Consider the following 20,845-nt stretch of genomic DNA (forward strand, 5'->3'; position numbering starts at 1 on the left):
AGTGACATTTTAGCAGTTCAGCCTGCGGTGCTCATGCACAGGCAGGCTGACCCATCAATTTATAGATATATCAATACCATAGTTATACGCTTATCGCTACGCCTGCGCCGATGTGCCTCCGGCGTATAAGAATCCGCCGCTGGCTGATGCACCAAAACGTTATATCCATCACGATTTAAAATGACTATCTGTCATGCTTTTACATTATTTTGAGAGCCTTAATTTAATTTGCAGCAGGAGCAAGCATGTCTAAGCCCGGAATGATGTTACTGGCCCTGAGCGTTTCCGTCGCCACCCAGGCCGCAACGGTGGATTTGCGGATACTTGAAACCACCGATCTGCACAGCAATATGATGGATTTCGACTATTACAAAGACACGCCAACCGCGAAGTTTGGGCTGGTGCGAACCGCCACGCTGATTCACACTGCGCGCCAGGAGGTGAAGAACAGTCTGCTGGTCGATAATGGTGACATCATCCAGGGCAGCCCGCTGGGTGACTATATGGCGGCCAAAGGGTTACGTGATGGCGAGATTCATCCGGTTTATAAGGCGCTCAACACCCTGGATTACAGCGTCGGCAACCTCGGTAATCATGAATTCAATTATGGCTTGCCCTACCTGAAAAAAGCGCTGGCAGGCGCCCGCTTTCCTTATGTGAACGCCAACGTGATTGATGTGAAGAGCGGCAAGCCGCTGTTTACCCCATATATCATCAAATCCACCACGGTGGTTGATCGTGAGGGGAAAACACAGACCCTGAAAGTTGGCTATATCGGCTTTGTGCCGCCGCAGATCATGGTGTGGGATAAAGCCAACCTGCAGGGCAAGGTACGGGTCGATGACATCACCGAAACGGCACGCCGCTACGTGCCTGAGATGCGTGCGCAGGGTGCCGATCTGATTATTGCTATCCCTCACTCCGGCCTGAGCAGCGAGCCGTATCACACGATGGCGGAAAACTCGGTTTACTATCTCAGCCAGGTAGAAGGCATCAATGCCATCCTGTTTGGTCATGCACATGCAGTCTTCCCCAGTGAGGAGTTCGCCGCCATTAAGGGTGCAGACATCGCTAACGGCACGCTGAACGGGATTCCGGCAGTGATGCCAGGCATGTGGGGCGATCATCTGGGTGTGGTCGATCTGGTGCTGAGCAATGAAGATGGACACTGGCAGGTAAGCAGCGGCAAAGCACAGGCGCGGCCAATTTATGACATCGCCGCAAAGAAATCACTGGCCGCAGAGGATCCGACGCTGGTAAAAGTGCTCGCTGACGATCACCGCGCGACACGGGAGTTTGTGGCGAAACCCATCGGCAAGTCCGCCGATGTGATGTACAGCTATCTGTCGCTGGTTCAGGACGACCCAACCGTGCAGATCGTCAATAATGCTCAACGCGCCTATGTGGAGCACTTTATTCAGGGCGATCCGGATCTGGGCCGACTGCCGGTACTCTCCGCTGCTGCGCCGTTTAAAGCGGGCGGACGTAAAAACGACCCATCAAGCTACACCGAAGTGGAGAAAGGCGCGCTGACCTTCCGTAACGCCGCCGACCTTTATCTCTATCCCAATACGCTGGTGGTGATGAAAGTCACAGGCGCACAGGTCAAAGAGTGGCTGGAGTGTTCTGCGGGCCAGTTTAACCAGATCGATCCACACAGCAGCAAAACGCAGTCGCTGATCAACTGGGATTTCCGCACCTATAACTTCGATGTGATCGATGGGGTATATTACCAGATCGATGTGACTCAACCCGCGCGCTACGACGCGGAGTGTAAACTGATCCACCCGGATGCTTCACGTATCCGCCAGCTTACCTGGCAGGGTAAGCCCGTCGATCCGCAGGCCACTTTCCTGGTCGCGACCAATAACTATCGCGCTTACGGCGGCAAGTTTGCTGGCACCGGGGATAAGTACATTGCCTTTGCTTCGCCGGACGAGAACCGGGCAGTGGTTGCGGCTTATATCAGCGCGGAAACCAAAGCACACGGTGAAGTGCAGCCGAAGGCGGACAATAACTGGCGTCTGGCACCGATTACCGCATCCACCCCGCTCAATATTCAGTTTGAAACGGCACCGGGTGATAAGGCGACCAACTTTATTCAGCAGCATGCGCAATATCCGCTTCAGCCCAAAGGCACAGATGCGATTGGCTTTGCGCTGTGGCAGGTGAATTTACAGCAAAAATAAGGCGGGAGAAAAACGCTGCAACCGGATTGGTTGCAGCGTCCGGGTATTACAGAATTTCCAGCAGTTCGACTTCGAAGATCAGGGTGCTGAATGGTGGGATAGAGGCACCCGCACCGCGCTCGCCATACGCGAGGTTCTGTGGGATCACCAGTTCCCATTTTGAGCCAACCGGCATCAGGGTCAGTGCTTCGATCCAGCCAGGGATAACACCACTTACCGGGAATTCAGCCGGTTCGCCACGGGCAACCGAGCTGTCGAATACGCTGCCGTCGATCAGTTTGCCGGTGTAATGAACGCGTACGCGATCCTGACGTGATGGGATTGGACCTTCGCCCTGAGTAATCACGCTGAACTGCAGGCCTGATTCGGTGCTGCTCACGCCTTCACGCTGCGCATGTTCCTGCAGGAACGCCTGACCTTCTGCTGCCATGGCTTCGGTGCGCTCACGGCGCACGCCTTCTGCACGTTCGTGTACTTCACGCAGTGCGCGATGAACCACGTCAACCGGTACGGCCGGTGAGTTCCCTTCCAGCGCGTCGCGCAGACCCGCGAGCAGTGCTTCTGGTTGCAGACCCTGCAGACCAGATTCCAGCAACTGCTGGCCAACCTGTAAACCAATACCGTAACTTGCTTGTGCTTCGACGCTGTCGAAAGAAGGGGTAGTCATCTTCGTTCCTTTCACTCTCGGATAAATTCGAACCGGCAGCATAGCAGTGCAGGCCGCTGGCGTAAAATGCCCTGCGTCGCAGATGACTTTTACTGATGAAAGAGAAACAATAGAGCCGTCAAATTTATCAATGCTGGCAGGCACTTCGCGCCGGTATTGCCCATACTATAACTATCGATGGGGATCACCCCGTCTGTAGCACCTGAATAAGAGAGTAAACATGGGCCAGATTGCCCCACGCCGCCGCAGGATGCGTGCACAACATATTGTAACCCGGCTACAGACCTGGCTGGCCGCACGCAGGCCGCAGCAGCCTGCCGGAGAGGAGGAACCCCGAATGGCTTCAGACGCGTCATCCCGCCTGCCGAGCTGGCTACAGCGTATCTGGCATTTTACCGACCACATTCGCTGGATGGATCCGCTGCCAGCGTCGCACCGCCGGGGCATCGTAGCTGCCCTGCTGGTGATACTGGTGGCGTTTCTCTGGCCCGCCAGTACATTGCGCTATCCGGTTGAGCAGCCTGTTACACCCTCGGCTGAGAAGGAGGTACCGATGCAGGCGGATATTTATGAAAACAACGGTACCCGCCAGCCTTCATCCTCACAATCTCAGCAGACGCCAAAAGCCGATTCTCAGGGGGAATGGCGTAACCTCACCATCGCTTCCGGTCAGACGCTGGCGCAGCTGTTCCGTGACAACAGTCTGCCGGTCAATGATGTGTTTGCGATGGCGCGGGTAGAGGGTAGCGATCAGCCGCTCAGCACACTGAAAAGTGGTCAGCAGGTAAAAATCCGTCAGGATGCGCAGGGTGCAGTAACAGGTCTGACGGTGGAGGGCGCTAACGGCCCGGTGCTGTTTACCCGTCAGCCCGATGGCAGCTTTATTCGCGCGCAGTAATGCGAACAGCGGATAAACAAAGGTATAAAAACAAAAACGCCGGCACAGGGCCGGCGTTGATGTCGTGCTTAGTTAATCAGGATTAACCAGCAACAACTTTCACGTTCAGTTTAGCGAAGACTTCGCTGTGAACCTGGAAGCTTACTTCATGTTCACCGGTAGTGCGCAGAACGCCGTTCGGCAGACGAACTTCGCTCTTAGCAACTTCAACGCCTGCTGCAGTCACTGCATCAGCGATGTCGCGGGTACCGATTGAACCGAACAGTTTACCTTCATCGCCTGCTTTAGACGTGATGGTTACCGTGCCCAGTGCATTGATTTTCTCAGCGCGTGCAGTTGCTGCAGACTGAACGTCAGCCAGTTTGGCTTCCAGTTCAGCACGGCGTGCTTCGAAGAACTCAACGTTTTTCCTGGTGGCAGGAACAGCTTTGCCCTGTGGTACCAGGAAGTTACGAGCGTAGCCCGCTTTAACGTTAACCTGATCACCCAGGGTGCCAAGGTTTGCTACTTTATCAAGCAGAATAACTTGCATTACCTTATCCTCTTAAAGTCGTTAATGGACAGTTGCCGATTACTGATGACGATCAGTGTACGGCAGCAGAGACAGGTAACGCGCACGCTTGATGCAGCGAGCCAACTGACGCTGGTATTTTGCACGAGTACCGGTGATACGGCTCGGGACAATTTTACCGCTTTCGGTAATGTAGTTTTTCAACGTTGCGATGTCTTTGTAATCGATCTCAACAACGCCTTCCGCGGTGAAACGGCAGAACTTGCGACGACGGAAATAACGTGCCATTAGGCTAGTCTCCAGAATCTATCAATTCAATCTGCTCGGCATGGAACACCACTTTGCTCTGGCCATTTCGTGCCTGATGGCAACTAATGAAACCGTCGAGTGTGAGTTGCGTGCCGACCGTTATATGTTGAGTAATCACCTGATGGGCGCTGCCGCTAATAATAACAGGCATACGACACCAGGCTTGCCGGTGAAACCCGGCCTCCTCCTGCACTGAGCGGTGCTCAAGCACGAACTGACAGTGAGGAATTCCTGACGGGCTAACTCTTCGAACCGGTGTCCTGCACACAGTGCCTGACAGGCGAAGTCGATTGACCGTCACGATGGATTACTCTTCAGAATCCCCAGCATCTGACTCATCAGCGGATTCGTTAGCAAAATCTTCGCGACGATCACGACGCTCATCTTTCGCTTTAACCATCGGCGATGCTTCAGTTACCGCGTTTTTAACGCGCATAACCATGCTACGGATAACGGCGTCGTTGAAGCGGAAGTTCGTTTCCAGCTCATCGATCGCTTCCTGCGGCGCTTCAACGTTCATCAGAACGTAATGCGCTTTGTGCAGTTTGTTGATCGGGTAAGCCAGCTGACGGCGGCCCCAGTCTTCCAGACGGTGAATCGTGCCTTCTGCACCAGTGATAGCACCAGTGTAACGCTCGATCATGCCAGGAACCTGTTCGCTCTGGTCAGGATGAACCATAAATACGATTTCGTAATGACGCATCGAAATTGCTCCTTACGGATTATTCAGCCTCCTGTCGGGGTCAACCGCGGCCCATGGAAGCAAGGAACGTTATAGGCTGTGTCCCACAAAGGTTCGCTGTGACGAGCGTTTGTGGGACACAGCCTGAGAATGCGGCTGAAAAATTGACGCGTAATCATACTGGTGACGGCCCGTGAACTCAAGCGCACATTTAAACAAATTGCCGATAGCGTGCCAGATACCGTGGCTTTTTGTGCTAATGGCGTGAATACAGCGGGTTAATGCCGCTTTGTTCAAAAACGCTGACGAAGAGGTTCAGAAGAACGATCTGGCGATACTATGCTCAGTCGCTAAACTGAATAAAGACGCGACGATTCGCTTCGTGGCGTCATTCAGAGTGTGTTCCCTGAAGTGAGGAGTCGGGCATGAAAACGTTCGTCATCGCCACTTTACTGGGTCTCTTCCTGTCTCCACCCGCTCTTGCCAGCTATGCTGACTGTGCGCAGCAGATGAGAAGTCACAGCAGCGAAGCGGCATCGGGTTATGTCTACGTTAACCGTCTGGATACGCCGGAAAGAAACCCGGTCAATGCGCCTGCCAGAACAGCAGAAAAATCGTCTGCACACTGGTAAGTGCCGGTAAGTTTACGGGCGGCAGAGTTCTTCTACGCCCGTTCATTTTTCAAAGCTGATCTTTAAAAAAGCTGACCAGCGCCGTCAATGCGGATGGGGTGATCTTATGCCCAATCTGCTTTTCCGATAGCGTGGTCAGATGCTGCGCCAGCCCGTTTTCACGCAGTGCGCGCTCCAGTCGGACGCTCTCCGCCCAGGGCACCACCTCATCCGCCTCGCCGTGCCATAACAGCAGCGGTCGGTTTGCCAGTGCCTGCAGACGATTGCAGGGATCATAGTCCGCCAGCGGTGCCATGCGGGCCGCAAACTGCGCCTTCTGCTCTGGCGTGTCGGCCACCAGCGGCGGAAAGAGCGACTCGCTGAGCTGCATAAAATAGCCCGATCCCATCATGCAGGCGACACTTTGAATCTGTGGATAACGCGCCATCGCACCCAGCGCCGTCATCCCGCCCATCGACGCACCTGCCACGGCGAAATGCCCGTCAGCGATCAGATTCTTATTACGCAGCGCAGTCTCCAGCAGCGGCAGCTCATCAATGTTCTGCTTCAGTATTTCCCAGAAGTGGCCCAGGCGTGCTTCGGCGTCACCGTGAAAACGCGCGCCGTGCAGCTCGGCATCCGGCATGACTGCACGAAATCCCGCCTGCGCCAGCGCAACGGCGAAGTAGGCGTAGACCTCTTTTGATGAGGTGAAGCCGTGATAAAACAGTACGGTCGGCAGCGGCTGATTCCGCTGTCCGGCAGGCGTGGCGTGCAGGCATTCGATACCGGCCAGCGTTTCTGTGGTGAGTTCAATCATGGTCTCTCCTGAGCGGGGGCAAGGCGTGCCGTTCAAGTGTACGTTCTGCGGGTTAATTTGCGAAATTCCCCGCTGCGCTTAGTTATGCTTTTCCACGCTAAACTTTTTCCGCAGCGTGCCGTTGATCGTGTATTCCCCTAACTTGATCAAAGGTAATTTATGAAGCGTCTCTCTCTCAGCGGACTGAGTCTCGGAGTTAAGCTGTCTGTACTGACGTCTCTCAGCGTAGCGCTGCTGTTGCTGGTACTGACCCTGACTCAAAGCCACAACGCCTCGCGCCAGCTGGAAAATCTCGCCATTGATGACATGCACAACCAGGTGCAGGGCATCTATGAAATGACTACCATGTTTAACGCCACCCTCACCGAAGAGGTGGCTCACTACACCGATTTATTTACCAGTTTCCTGCCCAGGCGCTTTAGCCTGGATGAAAGCTCGCGGGTGCAGGTGGGTACCATTTCGACGCCGGTGCTGCGTGCCGGATTAAAAACGCTGAACCTCGATCAGACCGCGGTTGACGATTTCACCGACCGCACTGCCGCTGTGGCGACCATTTTCGTGCGCGATGGTGATGATTTTGTCCGTGTTTCAACCTCGCTGAAAAAAGAAGATGGCAGTCGCGCCATCGGTACGCAGCTGGACCGCAGCGGTGCCGCCTGGAAGAGTGTTCACCAGGGCGAAGTCTACCGCGGCCTGGCCACGCTGTTCGGCCATCGCTACATCACGCAGTATCAGCCGGTAAAAGATGAGAGTGGCAAAGTCGTCGCCATCCTGTTTGTCGGTGTTGGCATTGATAAGCAGTATGCCCTGATGCGCGAGAAAATCCTGGCGCGACGGCTGGGCGACAGCGGCCATTTCTATGTGCTCAACGGCACGCCAGGCAAGAATCAGGGCGAGTATCTGTTCGATCAGCAAAATGAAGGGAAACGGCCAGACTGGGATGACGCGACACTTCAGCCCCTGTTGACGCAGCCGCAGGGTATGCAGCAGGTGGAGATCAACGGTAAACAGCAGATGCTGGCATGGCAGCAGCTGCCGGGCTGGAACTGGGTGATTACCGGTGAAGTTAACCGTGCCAGCCTGCTCGCCCCGATTACCCACAGCCGTAACCTGTTCCTGATTACCGGACTGATTCTGGTGGTGATCTTCGCACTGGGGTTTGTCTGGTACAGCCGCCGGGCGATTACCCGTCCGCTACAGCAGGTGATCCATCTGGCGGAGCAGTATGCCGCCGGAAATCTGCAGGTCCATATGGATACCCGCCGTCGTGATGAAGTCGGTCAGTTGATTATTGCGATTAACGGCATTGGCGATGGGCTGGAAAAAATCGTCGGCCAGGTGCGCGGCGCGGCGCAGGAGATCAGCGACGGCACGGACACCATCGCGGCCAGCAGCCATAACATCAGCGAGCAGATCGGGCGTCAGGCCAGCAGCGTGGAGCAGACCTCTGCCAGCATGGAGCAGTTTGGTGCCACGGTCGAACACACCGCTGACAGCCTGCGTCAGGCGATGTCACTGGTGGCCGAAGCCAGCGATATCGTCAGTCATGGCAGCCAGACGGTGGTGCACTCGGTTAACACCATGTCGGCCATTAAGGTGTCATCGCAAAGCATTGCGGATATCACCCATGTGATTGAGTCGATCGCCTTCCAGACCAATATTCTGGCACTGAATGCGGCCGTTGAAGCGGCACGAGCCGGTGAACAGGGCCGTGGCTTTGCTGTGGTGGCTGCAGAAGTGCGTGCGCTGGCACAGCGTTCCGCGCAGGCCGCCAAAGAGATTGATGGATTGATTGCCACCTCTATCAGCAACGTGGCGGAGGGACACCAGCTCTCTGAGCAGACGCGTGATGCGATGACCAACATTGTGACCCACATCGAACAGGTGCAGGCGCTGATGGGCGAGATCAACGTGGCAGCGCAGGAGCAGGCGGCGGGTATCGGCCAGGTGAATCTGGCGATGAACCAGATCAGCCAGGCAACCCATCAGAACAGTGAACTGGTGGCACAGGCAGAACACAGCGCACAGAACCTGAGTGATAAAGGGCATCACCTGACTCAGCTGGTCAGCGTTTTCAGCCTTAAATCCTGACGTCATTCAGGACGATGACATACACTTATTGTTTCGTCCTGAACAGGGGTTTGGCTATGCGTTCCGCTTACTTACTGATAATCAGTCTGTTGCTGGCAGGCTGTTCCGCGCTTGAAACCACGCCAAAAGCCCCGCCTGCGCCAACCCAACAGGCGCAGGAAATTTCACGGGCACAGAGTGGCGGTTTGCCGAAGCTGGGTAACATTACCGTTAACGTGCATGGCTCACCGGATGATGCCCAGCGGGCCATCGCCGCCCAGGCTAATCAGGCTGGCGCGGCTTACTATCAGATCGTGATGCTAAGCGAAACCGTGATGCCCGGTTTATGGTACGCCAGCGCAATTCTGTATGGTGCCTCACCGGCCACAGGCGCGGGCCAGTAACCGGTCAGTTACTGCAGCCTCAGACGGGTGTGAACCCCGCTGGTCGAGCCACTGCTGGCACCACGCATCCGCCAGCGGTGGCTCACTGTATTTCAGTAGCTGAGCGCCTGTCGCCAGCTGCAGCAGCGCGTGGGTGACGTCGCGCGCCTGCTCTTCGGGAACGTTCTTAAGCCTCAGTCGCAGCTGACGCCAGCGCGTATCGAAATGACGATTACTCCCTTTTACCGCCTCAAACTCCTGACTCAGCATCTCAGTCACCTCTGCGTGACGGGCGAGTACGCGCAGAACGTCAAGACACATCACATTGCCCGATCCTTCCCAGATGCTGTTGACCGGCATGTCACGATAGAGGCGCGGCAGCTCACTCGCTTCGCAGTAGCCGATGCCCCCCAGCACTTCCATCGATTCCGCCACAAACGGCGCACCCGCTTTGCAAATCACATATTTTGCCGCTGGCGTAAATAAACGGGCAAAGGCGACCTCATGCGGTTTGGCCGGTTGTGACCAGGCACGAGCCAGCCGCATCAGCAAGGCGGTTTGCCCCTCAAGCTGCAGCGCCTGCTGTGCCAGAACCTGACGCATCAGTGGCTGATCCACCAGATTTTTTCCCATGACCTGACGCTGATGGGCATGCCAGATCGCCACTGAGAAGGCACGCCGCATCTGGCCATGACTGCCGAGCGCGCAGTCAAAGCGCGTCATACCGGCCATTTTCAGGATCAGTCGTACGCCTTCGCCCTCCTCACCCAGCAGCCAGCCGGTCGCGTCGCGAAATTCCACTTCGCAGCTGGCATTTGAGCGATTGCCCAGCTTATCTTTGAGCTGCTCAAGCTGGATGGCGTTGCGTGACCCATCGGGCAACAGACGCGGCAGGAAAAAACAGCTTAATCCCTCGGGCGTCTGGGCCAGGACCAGATGCGCATCGCTCTGCGGCACTGAGAAGAAACACTTGTGACCGGTCAGTCGGTAGGCTTCTCCCGCGCCGCGCGCACCCAGCGGCTCGGCACGGGTGGTGCTGGTAAGCAGATCGCTGCCGCCCTGCTTTTCTGTCATGCCCATCCCGATCAGCAATCCGCGTTTCTGGTCGCCAGGCTGTGTATGCGTGTCGTAGCGGTCGCTGAGCAGCGGATCGAGCCAGCTTTCAAACGCGGCGGGCAGATAAGTCTGCAGCAGCGGAATGGCGGCGTGCGTCATGGTCACCGGGCAGAGCGTACCCGCATCTACCTGTGCGTGCAGAATAAAGCGTGCAGCGCGCGCTACGCTGGCCTGTTCACGCACCGTCGGTTGCCAGCTGAGATTGTGCAGACGACTGGCGCAGACGCCCTGCATCAGCAGGTGCCAGGCAGGATGAAAGCGAATCTCATCCAGGCGCACGCCACGGGCATCGTAGCGCAGCAGTTCAGGCAGTTCAGCGTTGGCGAGTCGGCCCAGCTCCAGCGACTCGGCGCTGCCCAGCTGGCGGCCGACTGACGCCAGCCATTCCCCATCCCATCCGGCGCCTTCGCGTGACAGTGCCTCACCAAGCGGCGTGTCGGACAGGAACAGGTTACTGTTGCTCAGAGGATGGGGCTGATTAAAAACGGTGTGTGTTGTCCAGGTCATAACCACTCCTCGCGGATGTCACTCAGTAAGTATACCCGTCGTCTTTCAAGCTGCATTTTTGTTGGCTGCGTTCACTCACCCGGATCACTTACTCATGTAAGCTCATCGGGATTCGTTCTCTTGCCGCCTCAATGCAACCCGAAATCCTTTGGGTATATACGAATGACGCGCAGTTATGCCTGGTACAGAAACTAATTTGTGGCGAGGATCACATCGGGGATCAGGCGTTGCGCTGACGCACTGCTTCAAACAGGCAGACACCGGTTGCGACCGAGACGTTGAGTGAAGAAACACTGCCCGCCATCGGAATGCTGATCAGCTCATCGCAATGCTCGCGGGTCAGACGACGCATGCCTTCGCCTTCCGCGCCCATTACCAGCGCCATCGGACCGGTCATTTTGCTCTGGAAGACGGTATGGTCCGCTTCACCTGCGGTGCCGACCACCCAGATGTTGTACTCCTGCAGCAGGCGCAGTGTACGCGCAAGATTAGTGACGCGAATCAACGGCACATTCTCTGCCGCACCGCTGGCCACTTTTTTGGCCGTGGCATTCAGGGGAGCAGAACGATCTTTGGGCACGATAATCGCATGAACACCGGCCGCATCGGCGCTGCGCAGGCAGGCACCCAGGTTGTGCGGATCGGTAACCCCATCCAGCACCAGCAGGAAAGGCTTCTCCAGGCTCTGCAGCAGATCCGGCAGGTCGCCTTCCTGATACTGACGACCCGGTTTTACCCGTGCCACGATGCCCTGATGCACACCGCCTTCAACCTGGCTATCGAGCCACTTACGCTCGGCCAGTTGAATCACGATCCCCTGAGCTTCCAGCGCGGTGACCACGGGTTGCAGGCGACGATCGTCGCGGCCTTTGAGGATAAAGACTTCCTGGAAACGTTGTGGATCACGTTCCAGCAGCGCCTGCACGGCATGGATACCAAAAATAATTTCGCTCATCGATCTGCTCAGTGGTTGGAAATGAATAAATGACCGCCCTTTCTGCGGAAATAAAGGGCGGGTATGCGCACTCTATTACGCTCAGCCTTCAGGCTCAGCTTTTTTTCTGGCGCGCTTCGCCCGGGTGGCGGCGGCGATTTTACGGGTTTTTTCCGAGACGTTTTTACTTTTTTTCTCGGTATTCGCCACGGCTGGTTTGCCCTTGTCACCCCGGAATGCAGCATCCGGCTCGAAGTTGGACTTTTTGTTCACGTTACGACGACGCTTCGCTGGCGCGTTGTCTTCACGCTTCGCCCGATCACGCGCGGTTTTACCCTCACCACGCACCTGACGCTGGCTGGAGATAAGAGCGAAGTCGATTTTACGCTCGTCCATATGGACCGCTTCGACACGTACTTCAACGGTGTCACCCAGACGATAGGTACGGCCGCCCGATTCACCAATCAGACGCTGACCTACCGGGTCAAAACGGTAGTAATCGTTGTCGAGGGTTGAAACGTGGACCAGTCCGTCGATGAACAGATCGCTCAGGCGGACAAAGAAGCCAAATCCGGTCACGCTGGAGATAACGCCGTTGAAGACGTTGCCAACCTGGTCCTGCATGAAGTCACACTTGAGCCAGTCCGCGACGTCGCGGGTTGCTTCATCGGCGCGACGTTCGGTCAGGGAACAGTGCAGACCCAGTTGCAGCATCTCCGGCATCTCGTAGTGATAGCCGCCGGTTGCTGTCGTCATATCTTTGGCGACGCTGCGCTCTCTCGGCATCAGGTATTTGATGGCGCGTTGTACCAGGCCTTTACCTTCATCCTGCTCTTTTGCCAGCAGATATTTGATGGCGCGGTGCAGCGTCAGATCCGGGTAGCGGCGAATTGGCGAAGTAAAGTGCGCATACGATGAGAGTGCCAGACCAAAGTGACCGCGGTTTTCCGGATCGTAAACCGCCTGCTTCATCGAACGCAGCAGCATGGTTTGGAGCATCTCTGCATCAGGACGATCGGCAACCTGCTTCAGCAGCGCCGCATAGTCGACAGGCTGCGGTTTGTTGCCGCCTGGCAGAGTCAGTCCCAGCTCGTTTAGCACGGTACGGAAGCTCTTGATGCTCTCATCGGTCGGGCGATCGTGATCGCGGAACAGTGCCGGTTCCTGATTTTTCTCAACGAAGCGTGCTGAGGCGATGTTCGCCAGGATCATGCACTCTTCGATCAGCTTGTGGGCGTCATTACGTGACGCGCGCTCAACACGTTCAATACGGCGCTCGGCGTTGAAGATGAACTTCGCTTCTTCCGTTTCAAACGAGATACCGCCGCGCTCTTCACGTGCAGCATCCAGTACCTGGTAGAGGTTGTGCAGCTCTTCAAGATCTTTGACCAGCGGTGCATACTGCTGACGCAACTCTTTGTCGCCCTGCAGGATGTTCCAGACTTTGTTATAGGTCAGACGCGCATGGGAGTTCATCACCGCTTCGTAATGCTTAAAGCCGGTGAGCTTACCTTTAGTCGAAATGGTCATCTCGCACACCATACAGAGTCGATCGACCTGCGGGTTAAGCGAGCATAAGCCATTCGACAAGACTTCCGGCAGCATCGGCACAACCTGCGACGGGAAGTAGACTGAGGTGCCGCGCTGATGCGCTTCGTCATCCAGTGGCGTACCCGGACGGACGTAATAGCTCACATCGGCGATAGCGACCCACAGACGCCATCCGCCACCGCGTTTTTTCTCGCAGTAGACCGCATCATCAAAGTCACGGGCATCTTCACCATCTATGGTGACCAGCGGCAGTTTGCGCAGATCGACGCGGCCTTTTTTGGCCTCTTCCGGGACGTCTTCTTTCAGCTTGCTGACCTGAGCTTCCACTTCTGGCGGCCAGGTGTGCGGAATTTCATGGGTACGCAGCGCCATATCAACGGCCAGGCTGGTGCCCATATCATCGCCCAGTATCTCAGCCACTTTACCGATCGCTTTGGTGCGACGGTTCGGACGCTGGACCAGCTCAACCACCACCACAGAACCCATGCGGGCATTCATCGTCTCTTCAGGCGGGATGAGGATATCAAAACTCAGGCGACTGTCGTCAGGCACCACAAAGCCGGCACCCGCATCGGTAAAGTAGCGGCCAACGATCTGATTGTTGCGCGGTTCCTGCACGCGGACCACGCGCGCTTCGCGGCGGCCTTTGCGATCGGCACCCAGCGGCTGCGCCAGGATTACGTCACCGTGCATACAGAATTTCATCTGCTCTGCGGAGAGGTAGAGGTCATCTTTCTGACCTTCTGCCCGCAGGAAGCCGTAGCCATCACGATGGCCAATGACTTTACCCCGCAGGAGATCAAGACGTTCTGGCAGCGCATAGCATTGACGGCGGGTGAACACCAGCTGACCATCACGTTCCATGGCGCGAAGACGGCGACGTAGCGCCTCAAGGTGCTCTTCTTCGTGCAGATTCATCTCTTCAGCCAGCTCTTCACGGCTGGCTGGTTTTTCACGTTTTTCTAACAGAGCCAGAATAAATTCACGGCTTGGAATAGGATTTTCGTATTTTTCAGCTTCTCTATCCTGAAAAGGATCTTTTGACATAGCGGTTCCTCCGATGTCATTTAATATTTATTTCCGGCGGCGATTTGGACAGGATGATTTCATAAAGTGGTGTATTACCTTCGACCAAATCTGCCAGCGTATAGCTATCCAGCTCCTGCAAAAAGCGCTGCACTGCATCGTGCAGTGCCTGCTTCAGACGGCAGGCTGGTGTGATGGAACAGGAGGCGCAGTCCACTAATTGTAGCGGTTCCATCTTGCGTACCACGTCGCCAATGACAATCTGACGAGGCGGCATACCCAGGCGAATGCCCCCATTTTTACCACGCGTTGCAGCAACGTAGCCCGCACGGCTCAGCTGATTGATGATTTTGACCATATGATTACGGGACAAACCATAGGTGTTTGTCACTTCCGTAATATTGGTCTGCTGATCTTCAGGCAACGCTGCCAGATAAATCAGCGCCCGTAAGCCATAATCAGTAAAACTCGTGAGCTGCACAGTAACCTCAGTGAACCTTCAGGCGTGGCATTGCATTATTCGCCCTGTGATTGATGTCAGGATTAAATCGGATTGCCATTCGATTAACTACGATGATAAACCAGAGTCTGATTTGCCGTGCGTTTTTTTAAGCCAGCACAAGGTTTGACAAGCGAAGGGAGGTAAAGTGGCATCAAATAGTGGAAAAACAAGGGCCGGACAGCGTCCGGCCTGAGTGATTATGCGTCGAACGGATCGCGCAGAATCATCGTTTCACTGCGATCGGGACCGGTTGAGATGATATCAATCGGCACACCCGTTACCTCTTCTACACGCTTAATGTAGTCGCGTGCGGCCTGAGGCAAACCTTCCAGCGTCTTCACGCCAAACGTGGTCTCGCTCCAGCCTGGCAGGGTTTCGTAGATCGGCTCAATGCCTTCCCAGTTCTCTGCCGCCAGTGGCGTCGTGGTCACTTCGCGGCCATCAGGCATACGGTAAGCAACACAGATTTTCACTTCTTTCAGGCCATCCAGCACGTCCAGCTTGGTCATGCAGAAACCTGACAGGGAGTTAATCTGAACCGCACGGCGAACCGCGACCGCATCCAGCCAGCCGGTACGACGGCGACGTCCGGTGGTCGCACCAAACTCATTGCCCTGCGCACAGAGGAATTCGCCAGTTTCATCGAACAGCTCGGTCGGGAACGGGCCTGCGCCCACGCGGGTTGAGTACGCTTTCACAATACCCAGCACGTAGTCGACATAACGCGGACCAATGCCTGAACCGGTTGCCACGCCACCTGCGGTCGTGTTGGACGACGTCACGTACGGATAGGTTCCGTGATCGATATCCAGCAGCGTACCCTGCGCGCCTTCAAACATAATCAGATCGCCACGCTTACGCGCAACGTCCAGCAGTTCAGAGACGTCAACCACCATGCCCGTGAGGATGTCAGCGACTTCCATCACATCGCTCAGCACTTTGTCGAAGTCCACTGCCGGCTCTTTGTAGTACTCAACCAGCTGGAAGTTGTAGAAATCGACCACTTCTTTCAGCTTGGCAGCAAAGGTTTCTTTGTTGAACAGGTCGCTAACGCGCAGTGCACGGCGAGCGACTTTATCTTCATAAGCAGGGCCGATGCCACGGCCGGTAGTACCAATCGCTTTGGCACCACGGGCACGTTCACGCGCCATATCCATCGCAACGTGATATTGCAGGATCAGCGGACAGGCTTCAGAAATCAGCAGACGTTCACGTACCGGGATCCCGCGCGCTTCCAGGCCTTTCATCTCTTTCATTAAGGCTTCAGGAGAAAGCACTACGCCGTTACCAATAATGCTGGTTACGTTATCGCGCAGAATGCCAGAAGGGATCAGGTGGAGGACGGTTTTTTCACCGTTGATGACAAGCGTGTGGCCCGCATTGTGGCCGCCTTGATAACGCACAACGTAATTCGCGCGCTCAGTCAGAAGGTCTACAATCTTACCTTTACCTTCGTCACCCCATTGGGTGCCCAGTACGACGACGTTCTTACCCATTTCTCAAAATCACCGATTGCTTAAAAAAGGATTCTACCATCTGATCCCATGGCTTTCAGCACTTTTAGCATACGATTGCGCGCTTTTTTGCCTGAGTTTTGATCACTACAACATGTTGGGGATAATGGCGCGAAGAGGCACAATTTAGCCGGTGTGAACTCGGGTACTAGAGGTTGCCGTGCAGGCTGAGCATGCAGTAAATCACCATGCCAGCAACGACCAGTCCTCCCCCAAAGCGGTGCAGCAGACGATCGGGCAACCGCGTCATCGTCAGGATCATGCGTCGCCAGGCGCGCGGCATAAACATCGGTCCCAACCCTTCCAGCACTAACACCAGCGCCAGCGCCATCCAGATGCTTGTTTTCATTCTGAATCCTAAAAAAAAGGCCGACAACATTGTCGGCCCACAGGTTATATCAGTTCTTAGCGTGTTGCGTTAGAGGGCGCCTTCATATATCGGAAGAAGTCGCTATCCGGGCTTAACACCATCACATCCTGATCGCTATTGAAGCTGTTTTCATAGGCACGCAGGCTACGAATAAAGGCGTAGAAGTCAGGATCTTTACTGAACGAATCGGCAAACAACCGCGCCGTTTCTGCATCACCATCACCGCGCGTGATCAGGGCTTCACGCTGGGCTTCAGCCAGCGTACGCGTCACCTGGTAATCGGCCTGGGCGCGCAGTTTTTCCGCCTCTTCCTGACCCTGTGAACGCTGACTACGCGCTACGGCTTCACGCTCAGCACGCATACGGTTGAAGATGGCATCGGAGACTTCTGTCGGCAGGTTGATCTGCTTGATGCGCACATCCACAACCTGAATACCCAGTGCTGCCATACTGTTCGGATTCGGTGCCGGCTCGCTGCTGTTGGTTTCGCGCTCGACACGGGCTGCTGCGCTGGCAATCGCATCATCAGCCGCAGGCGTGGCGATTTCATCATCGCTGCCCGCAGAACCAGTATTCAGCGCGTCACGCACATCGGTGGTCAGGCGACCACGGGAGTCTGTGACGATATCCTTCACATCCAGACGACCCATTTCAGAACGCAAACGGTCACTGAACTTACGTTTCAGCAGCACTTCTGCCTGAGAAACATCACCGCCACCGGTAGCCAGGTAGTAGCGACTGAAATCGCTGATACGCCATTTGATGTAGGAGTCCACGATCAAATCTTTCTTCTCTTTGGTGACGAAGCGATCGGCCTGGTTATCCATCGTCTGAATTCGCGCATCCAGCGTTTTAACCGTTTCCAGGAATGGAATCTTAAAATGCAGACCCGGCTCAAATACCTGCGGTTTGTTTTCGCCGTCGCGCAGGACTTTACCGAAGCGCAGAACAATGCCTCGCTGCCCTTCCTGCACCACAAACAGCGACGCATAGAGCGCCACCAGCACGACAATGATTAAAAATACTATTGGCTTACGCATCGATTACTCTCTCCCTTCGCGCTGGCTGTCGCTGCGCTGAGCATTCGCCCGACGCTGATCCATGATATTGTCCGGACTGTATGACGACGTGTCATTGCGGCTGGCGTTGCGATCGGAGATGGCTGGCAGCGAAGAACTGTTACCGCCTTTCTGACCATTCTGGCCTGGTGCAGACTGACCACCACGCATCAGTTGATCCAGCGGCAGTACCATCAGGTTGTTACCCCGATCGTTAACCAGTACTTTGCGGGTATGGCTCAGCACGCGTTCCATTGTCTCAATATAGAGACGCTCTTTGGTAATTTCAGGCGCGGCTTTATACTCCGGCAAAATCTTGGCGAAACGCGCCACTTCACCCTGCGCTTCCAGCACGGTACGCTCTTTGTAAGCGCGCGCCTCTTCCAGAATACGTTGCGCCTGGCCATTAGCTCGAGGCTGAACTTCATTGGCGTAAGCTTCTGCTTCACGGACATACTGTTCGCGGTTTTCACGTGCGGCAATCGCATCATCAAACGCAGACTTCACCTCTTCCGGCGGACGGGCAGCCTGGAAGTTGACGTCCAGTACCGCGATCCCCATGTTGTAAGGGCGAATTGTTTCATCGATTTCACGCTGGGTATCGCTACGCACCACGGTACGACCTTCAGTCAGAATGCGGTCCATGGTAGAACGACCAATCACGCCGCGCAGCGCACTGTCAGTCGCCTGACGCAGACTGTCATCCGCGCTGGTCACGGCATAAAGATAACGTTCCGGATCGGTCACGCGATACTGCACGTTCATCTCCACGCGTACCACGTTCTCATCTGAGGTCAGCATCACGCCAGAAGCCGCCAGTTCACGCACCGATTCAACGTTAACCGCACGTACCTGATCAACAAATGTCGGTTTCCAGTTCAGCCCGGGCTCAACCAGGTGACTGAACTTACCGAAGCGCGTTACCACGCCGCGTTCCGCTTCTTTGATGGTGTAGAAACCGCTTGCAGCCCAGATGACTACAGCAGCAACAGCCACGATGCCAACGATTTTGCCTCCGCTGCCGGAGCCGCGTTGACCGTTATCGCTCTGTTTGCCACCACCCAGTCCACCAAGCTTCTTGCTCAGCTTACGGAAGATATCATCCAGATCAGGAGGCCCGGATTCCCGTCCTCCCTTATTTCCCCCAGAGTTGCCGCCTTGATTATTGCTGCTTCCCCACGGGTCGCGGTCCTGTCCGTTATTTCCGGGCTGATTCCACGCCATGTCTCTACTCCATTTATTGTAATTACGGTTTTTACCCTTCATCTTTCGGATTGCAGCGGTGTTGGCTGCCTTCGCTCACCCCGCTCACTCATCTGCGTAAGCGCCCGGGGATTCACTCAGTTGCCGCCTTGCTGAAATCCGAAATACCCGGGTAAATCCTGCGTATTCAGGCCTGCAACGAAAGTGCGACAATCTTCAATTTTTAAGGTAAATGCGTTTGGGCAATATCAAACAATGTAACTGGTCAGCGACGGTTCCTGCTTACATAAACGCATCCACTCAATGATGGGCATACGTATCTGCAATCCTACACTGCCGTCGTCTTCATTCCACTCTTTCTCAATCGCCTGCAACTGATAGAAACGGCTGCGAAGTCGCCCCGCCTCCGGTGGCAGACGTAACGCGTGCTGGGCAATTTCACCTGACAGGCGCTCGGACAGGGCCTGCCACAGCAACGGAATGCCTGCACCAGTCTGGGCGGAAAGCCAGACGCGGATGGGCAGGTTCTCTTCGTTGCGATCGATACGCGGTTCGAATCCGTCGAGCATATCGATTTTATTCATGACCAGTAAGGTCGGAATTTCGTCCGCTTCGATCTCTTCCAGTACGGTATCGACGGCGGCGATATTTTCCGTAACGCGAAGATCGGCACCATCAATCACGTGCAGTAACAGCGTCGCCTGACGTGTCTCCTGCAGCGTAGCTTTAAATGCGGCAACCAGATCGTGAGGAAGATGGCGGATAAAGCCCACCGTGTCCGCCAGAACGACATCTCCGACATCGGCAACATTCAGACGGCGCAGTGTAGGGTCAAGTGTCGCAAACAGCTGGTCTGCGGCAAAGACGTTGGCAGAGGTCATGGCGTTAAAGAGGGTCGACTTGCCGGCATTGGTGTAACCCACCAGCGAAACCGTTGGCACATCCGCTTTAGCACGAGACTGTCGTCCCTGCTCACGCTGTTTTTCAACCCGCTCAAGACGTGACAGGATCTGACTTATACGTCCGCGCAGCAGACGACGGTCGGTTTCTAACTGTGTTTCACCCGGGCCACGCAAGCCTATCCCGCCTTTCTGACGTTCAAGGTGCGTCCAGCCGCGTACCAGACGTGTCGCAAGATGGCGCAGCTGTGCCAGCTCAACCTGCAATTTACCTTCGTGGGTACGTGCGCGTTGGGCAAAGATATCCAGAATCAGACCGGTGCGATCAATGACACGGCATTCGCACAGGCGCTCGAGGTTTCTTTCCTGAGCGGGCGTAAGGGCATGATCGAATAATACGACCGATGCTCCTGTTGTTTTTACCGCATCGGCAATTTCAACGGCTTTTCCTTCACCGACAAAATACTTGGGGTGTGGCGCTTTGCGGCTGCCAGTAACCACTTGCAGCGCCTCAACGCCAGCAGAAGAGACCAGGGTTTCAAACTCCTGCAAATCTTCTACTTCTTTGTCTTGGGAGAACCAGATGTGTACCAGTACGGCCTGCTCACCGGCTTCATAACGGTCAAACAAGCTATAACCTCGCTAAATAAAAGACCAGGACGGAAAACCGCTGTTCTCCGTTCCTGGCTGTACGGTGACGCGTTATTCTGCGTTATCACCGTCTTGTTGTGGCTGTGGCTGCGCAGTTATGTTGCTGCCGCCATGATGGTAATTGTTGCTGCCGCCACCGGTATTATTGCTATGGTGAGAAACCGGGCGTGAAGGAACAACGGTAGAAATGGCGTGCTTATACACCATCTGACTCACCGTGTTTTTCAACAAAATGACGAACTGATCAAATGACTCAATCTGACCCTGCAGCTTAATACCGTTAACCAGATAAATCGAAACCGGAACACGTTCACGACGCAGTGCGTTCAAAAACGGGTCTTGTAATGATTGCCCCTTAGCCATTCTATCTTTTC

21 protein-coding genes are annotated in these 20,845 nt (G+C 55.3%); 5 read left to right on the forward strand and 16 right to left on the reverse strand.

Annotated elements, in window-relative coordinates; translation table 11 throughout:
• Nucleotides 1-245: 245 nt before the first annotated feature.
• Complete coding sequence (locus N1689_RS15375) at nt 246-2,189, forward strand: bifunctional 2',3'-cyclic-nucleotide 2'-phosphodiesterase/3'-nucleotidase (RefSeq protein WP_260059361.1); 1,944 nt, start codon at nt 246-248, stop codon at nt 2,187-2,189.
• Nucleotides 2,190-2,235: 46 nt separating this feature from the next.
• On the opposite strand, the gene fklB is transcribed toward N1689_RS15375, so the two are convergent.
• Nucleotides 2,236-2,856 carry an FKBP-type peptidyl-prolyl cis-trans isomerase gene (gene fklB, locus N1689_RS15380; protein WP_010256433.1) on the reverse strand — a complete coding sequence of 207 codons (621 nt, stop codon included), beginning with the start codon at nt 2,854-2,856 and terminating at the stop codon, nt 2,236-2,238.
• A gap of 220 nt (nt 2,857-3,076) precedes the next feature.
• Between fklB and N1689_RS15385 the strand changes: the two genes are divergently transcribed.
• Nucleotides 3,077-3,754: a LysM-like peptidoglycan-binding domain-containing protein gene (locus N1689_RS15385; protein WP_305884805.1), complete on the forward strand. Its 678-nt coding sequence runs from the start codon at nt 3,077-3,079 to the stop codon at nt 3,752-3,754.
• Nucleotides 3,755-3,836: 82 nt separating this feature from the next.
• Here N1689_RS15385 and rplI read toward each other — a convergent pair whose 3' ends face one another.
• The 4 genes from rplI to rpsF are packed head-to-tail and all read right to left on the reverse strand — an operon-like array spanning nt 3,837 to nt 5,277.
• On the reverse strand, nt 3,837-4,286 hold the full coding sequence (gene rplI / locus N1689_RS15390) for a 50S ribosomal protein L9 (RefSeq protein ID WP_161734864.1): 450 nt from the start codon (nt 4,284-4,286) through the stop codon (nt 3,837-3,839).
• 39 nt (nt 4,287-4,325) lie between these two features.
• A complete protein-coding gene (gene rpsR / locus N1689_RS15395) occupies nt 4,326-4,553 on the reverse strand; it encodes a 30S ribosomal protein S18 (RefSeq protein WP_002210155.1) in 228 nt (75 codons plus the stop codon).
• A 4-nt stretch (nt 4,554-4,557) separates the two neighbouring features.
• On the reverse strand, nt 4,558-4,875 hold the full coding sequence (gene priB / locus N1689_RS15400; RefSeq protein WP_013359169.1) for a primosomal replication protein N: 318 nt from the start codon (nt 4,873-4,875) through the stop codon (nt 4,558-4,560).
• Between the two features lie 6 nt (nt 4,876-4,881).
• Nucleotides 4,882-5,277 carry a 30S ribosomal protein S6 gene (gene rpsF / locus N1689_RS15405; RefSeq protein WP_003855334.1) on the reverse strand — a complete coding sequence of 132 codons (396 nt, stop codon included), beginning with the start codon at nt 5,275-5,277 and terminating at the stop codon, nt 4,882-4,884.
• A gap of 404 nt (nt 5,278-5,681) precedes the next feature.
• Between rpsF and N1689_RS15410 the strand changes: the two genes are divergently transcribed.
• Complete coding sequence (locus tag N1689_RS15410) at nt 5,682-5,888, forward strand: hypothetical protein (protein ID WP_013359170.1); 207 nt, start codon at nt 5,682-5,684, stop codon at nt 5,886-5,888.
• A 49-nt stretch (nt 5,889-5,937) separates the two neighbouring features.
• On the opposite strand, the gene yjfP is transcribed toward N1689_RS15410, so the two are convergent.
• Nucleotides 5,938-6,687 carry an esterase gene (gene yjfP / locus N1689_RS15415; protein ID WP_253420175.1) on the reverse strand — a complete coding sequence of 250 codons (750 nt, stop codon included), beginning with the start codon at nt 6,685-6,687 and terminating at the stop codon, nt 5,938-5,940.
• Nucleotides 6,688-6,846: 159 nt separating this feature from the next.
• On the opposite strand from yjfP, the gene N1689_RS15420 reads away from it, so the two are divergent.
• The gene (locus tag N1689_RS15420) at nt 6,847-8,778 is read left to right on the forward strand and encodes a methyl-accepting chemotaxis protein (RefSeq protein ID WP_222924942.1); all 1,932 of its coding nucleotides are present in this window, start codon (nt 6,847-6,849) and stop codon (nt 8,776-8,778) included.
• A 56-nt stretch (nt 8,779-8,834) separates the two neighbouring features.
• Nucleotides 8,835-9,161 (forward strand): biofilm peroxide resistance protein BsmA, encoded by a 327-nt coding sequence (gene bsmA, locus N1689_RS15425; RefSeq protein ID WP_033734041.1) that lies wholly within the window; start codon nt 8,835-8,837, stop codon nt 9,159-9,161.
• Here bsmA and N1689_RS15430 read toward each other — a convergent pair.
• The 10 genes from N1689_RS15430 to hfq all read right to left on the reverse strand — a co-directional run bounded on the left by N1689_RS15430 (nt 9,135) and on the right by hfq (nt 20,834).
• Nucleotides 9,135-10,763, reverse strand: a complete 1,629-nt coding sequence (locus N1689_RS15430) for an isovaleryl-CoA dehydrogenase (RefSeq protein ID WP_260059369.1) — start codon at nt 10,761-10,763, stop codon at nt 9,135-9,137. The two genes, bsmA and N1689_RS15430, sit on opposite strands and share 27 nt — an antisense overlap.
• 220 nt (nt 10,764-10,983) lie before the next feature.
• Complete coding sequence (gene rlmB, locus N1689_RS15435; RefSeq protein WP_161734880.1) at nt 10,984-11,718, reverse strand: 23S rRNA (guanosine(2251)-2'-O)-methyltransferase RlmB; 735 nt, start codon at nt 11,716-11,718, stop codon at nt 10,984-10,986.
• Between the two features lie 81 nt (nt 11,719-11,799).
• Nucleotides 11,800-14,295 carry a ribonuclease R gene (rnr, locus tag N1689_RS15440; protein WP_161734883.1) on the reverse strand — a complete coding sequence of 832 codons (2,496 nt, stop codon included), beginning with the start codon at nt 14,293-14,295 and terminating at the stop codon, nt 11,800-11,802.
• Nucleotides 14,296-14,311: 16 nt separating this feature from the next.
• Nucleotides 14,312-14,755 (reverse strand): nitric oxide-sensing transcriptional repressor NsrR, encoded by a 444-nt coding sequence (nsrR, locus tag N1689_RS15445; protein WP_161734886.1) that lies wholly within the window; start codon nt 14,753-14,755, stop codon nt 14,312-14,314.
• A gap of 218 nt (nt 14,756-14,973) precedes the next feature.
• A complete protein-coding gene (locus tag N1689_RS15450) occupies nt 14,974-16,272 on the reverse strand; it encodes an adenylosuccinate synthase (protein WP_031592738.1) in 1,299 nt (432 codons plus the stop codon).
• 166 nt (nt 16,273-16,438) lie between these two features.
• On the reverse strand, nt 16,439-16,639 hold the full coding sequence (locus N1689_RS15455) for a DUF2065 domain-containing protein (protein WP_010256126.1): 201 nt from the start codon (nt 16,637-16,639) through the stop codon (nt 16,439-16,441).
• 56 nt (nt 16,640-16,695) lie between these two features.
• Complete coding sequence (gene hflC, locus N1689_RS15460) at nt 16,696-17,700, reverse strand: protease modulator HflC (protein WP_161734908.1); 1,005 nt, start codon at nt 17,698-17,700, stop codon at nt 16,696-16,698.
• A gap of 3 nt (nt 17,701-17,703) precedes the next feature.
• Entirely contained in the window at nt 17,704-18,942 is a 1,239-nt protein-coding gene (gene hflK / locus N1689_RS15465) for an FtsH protease activity modulator HflK (RefSeq protein ID WP_161734911.1), read from the reverse strand.
• 227 nt (nt 18,943-19,169) lie between these two features.
• Nucleotides 19,170-20,450: a ribosome rescue GTPase HflX gene (gene hflX, locus N1689_RS15470; RefSeq protein WP_161734914.1), complete on the reverse strand. Its 1,281-nt coding sequence runs from the start codon at nt 20,448-20,450 to the stop codon at nt 19,170-19,172.
• 72 nt (nt 20,451-20,522) lie between these two features.
• Nucleotides 20,523-20,834, reverse strand: a complete 312-nt coding sequence (gene hfq / locus N1689_RS15475) for an RNA chaperone Hfq (RefSeq protein WP_260059374.1) — start codon at nt 20,832-20,834, stop codon at nt 20,523-20,525.
• Nucleotides 20,835-20,845 lie beyond the last annotated feature (11 nt).

The organism is Pantoea sp. XY16, assembly GCF_025153065.1.
GTDB lineage: Bacteria > Pseudomonadota > Gammaproteobacteria > Enterobacterales > Enterobacteriaceae > Pantoea > Pantoea alfalfae.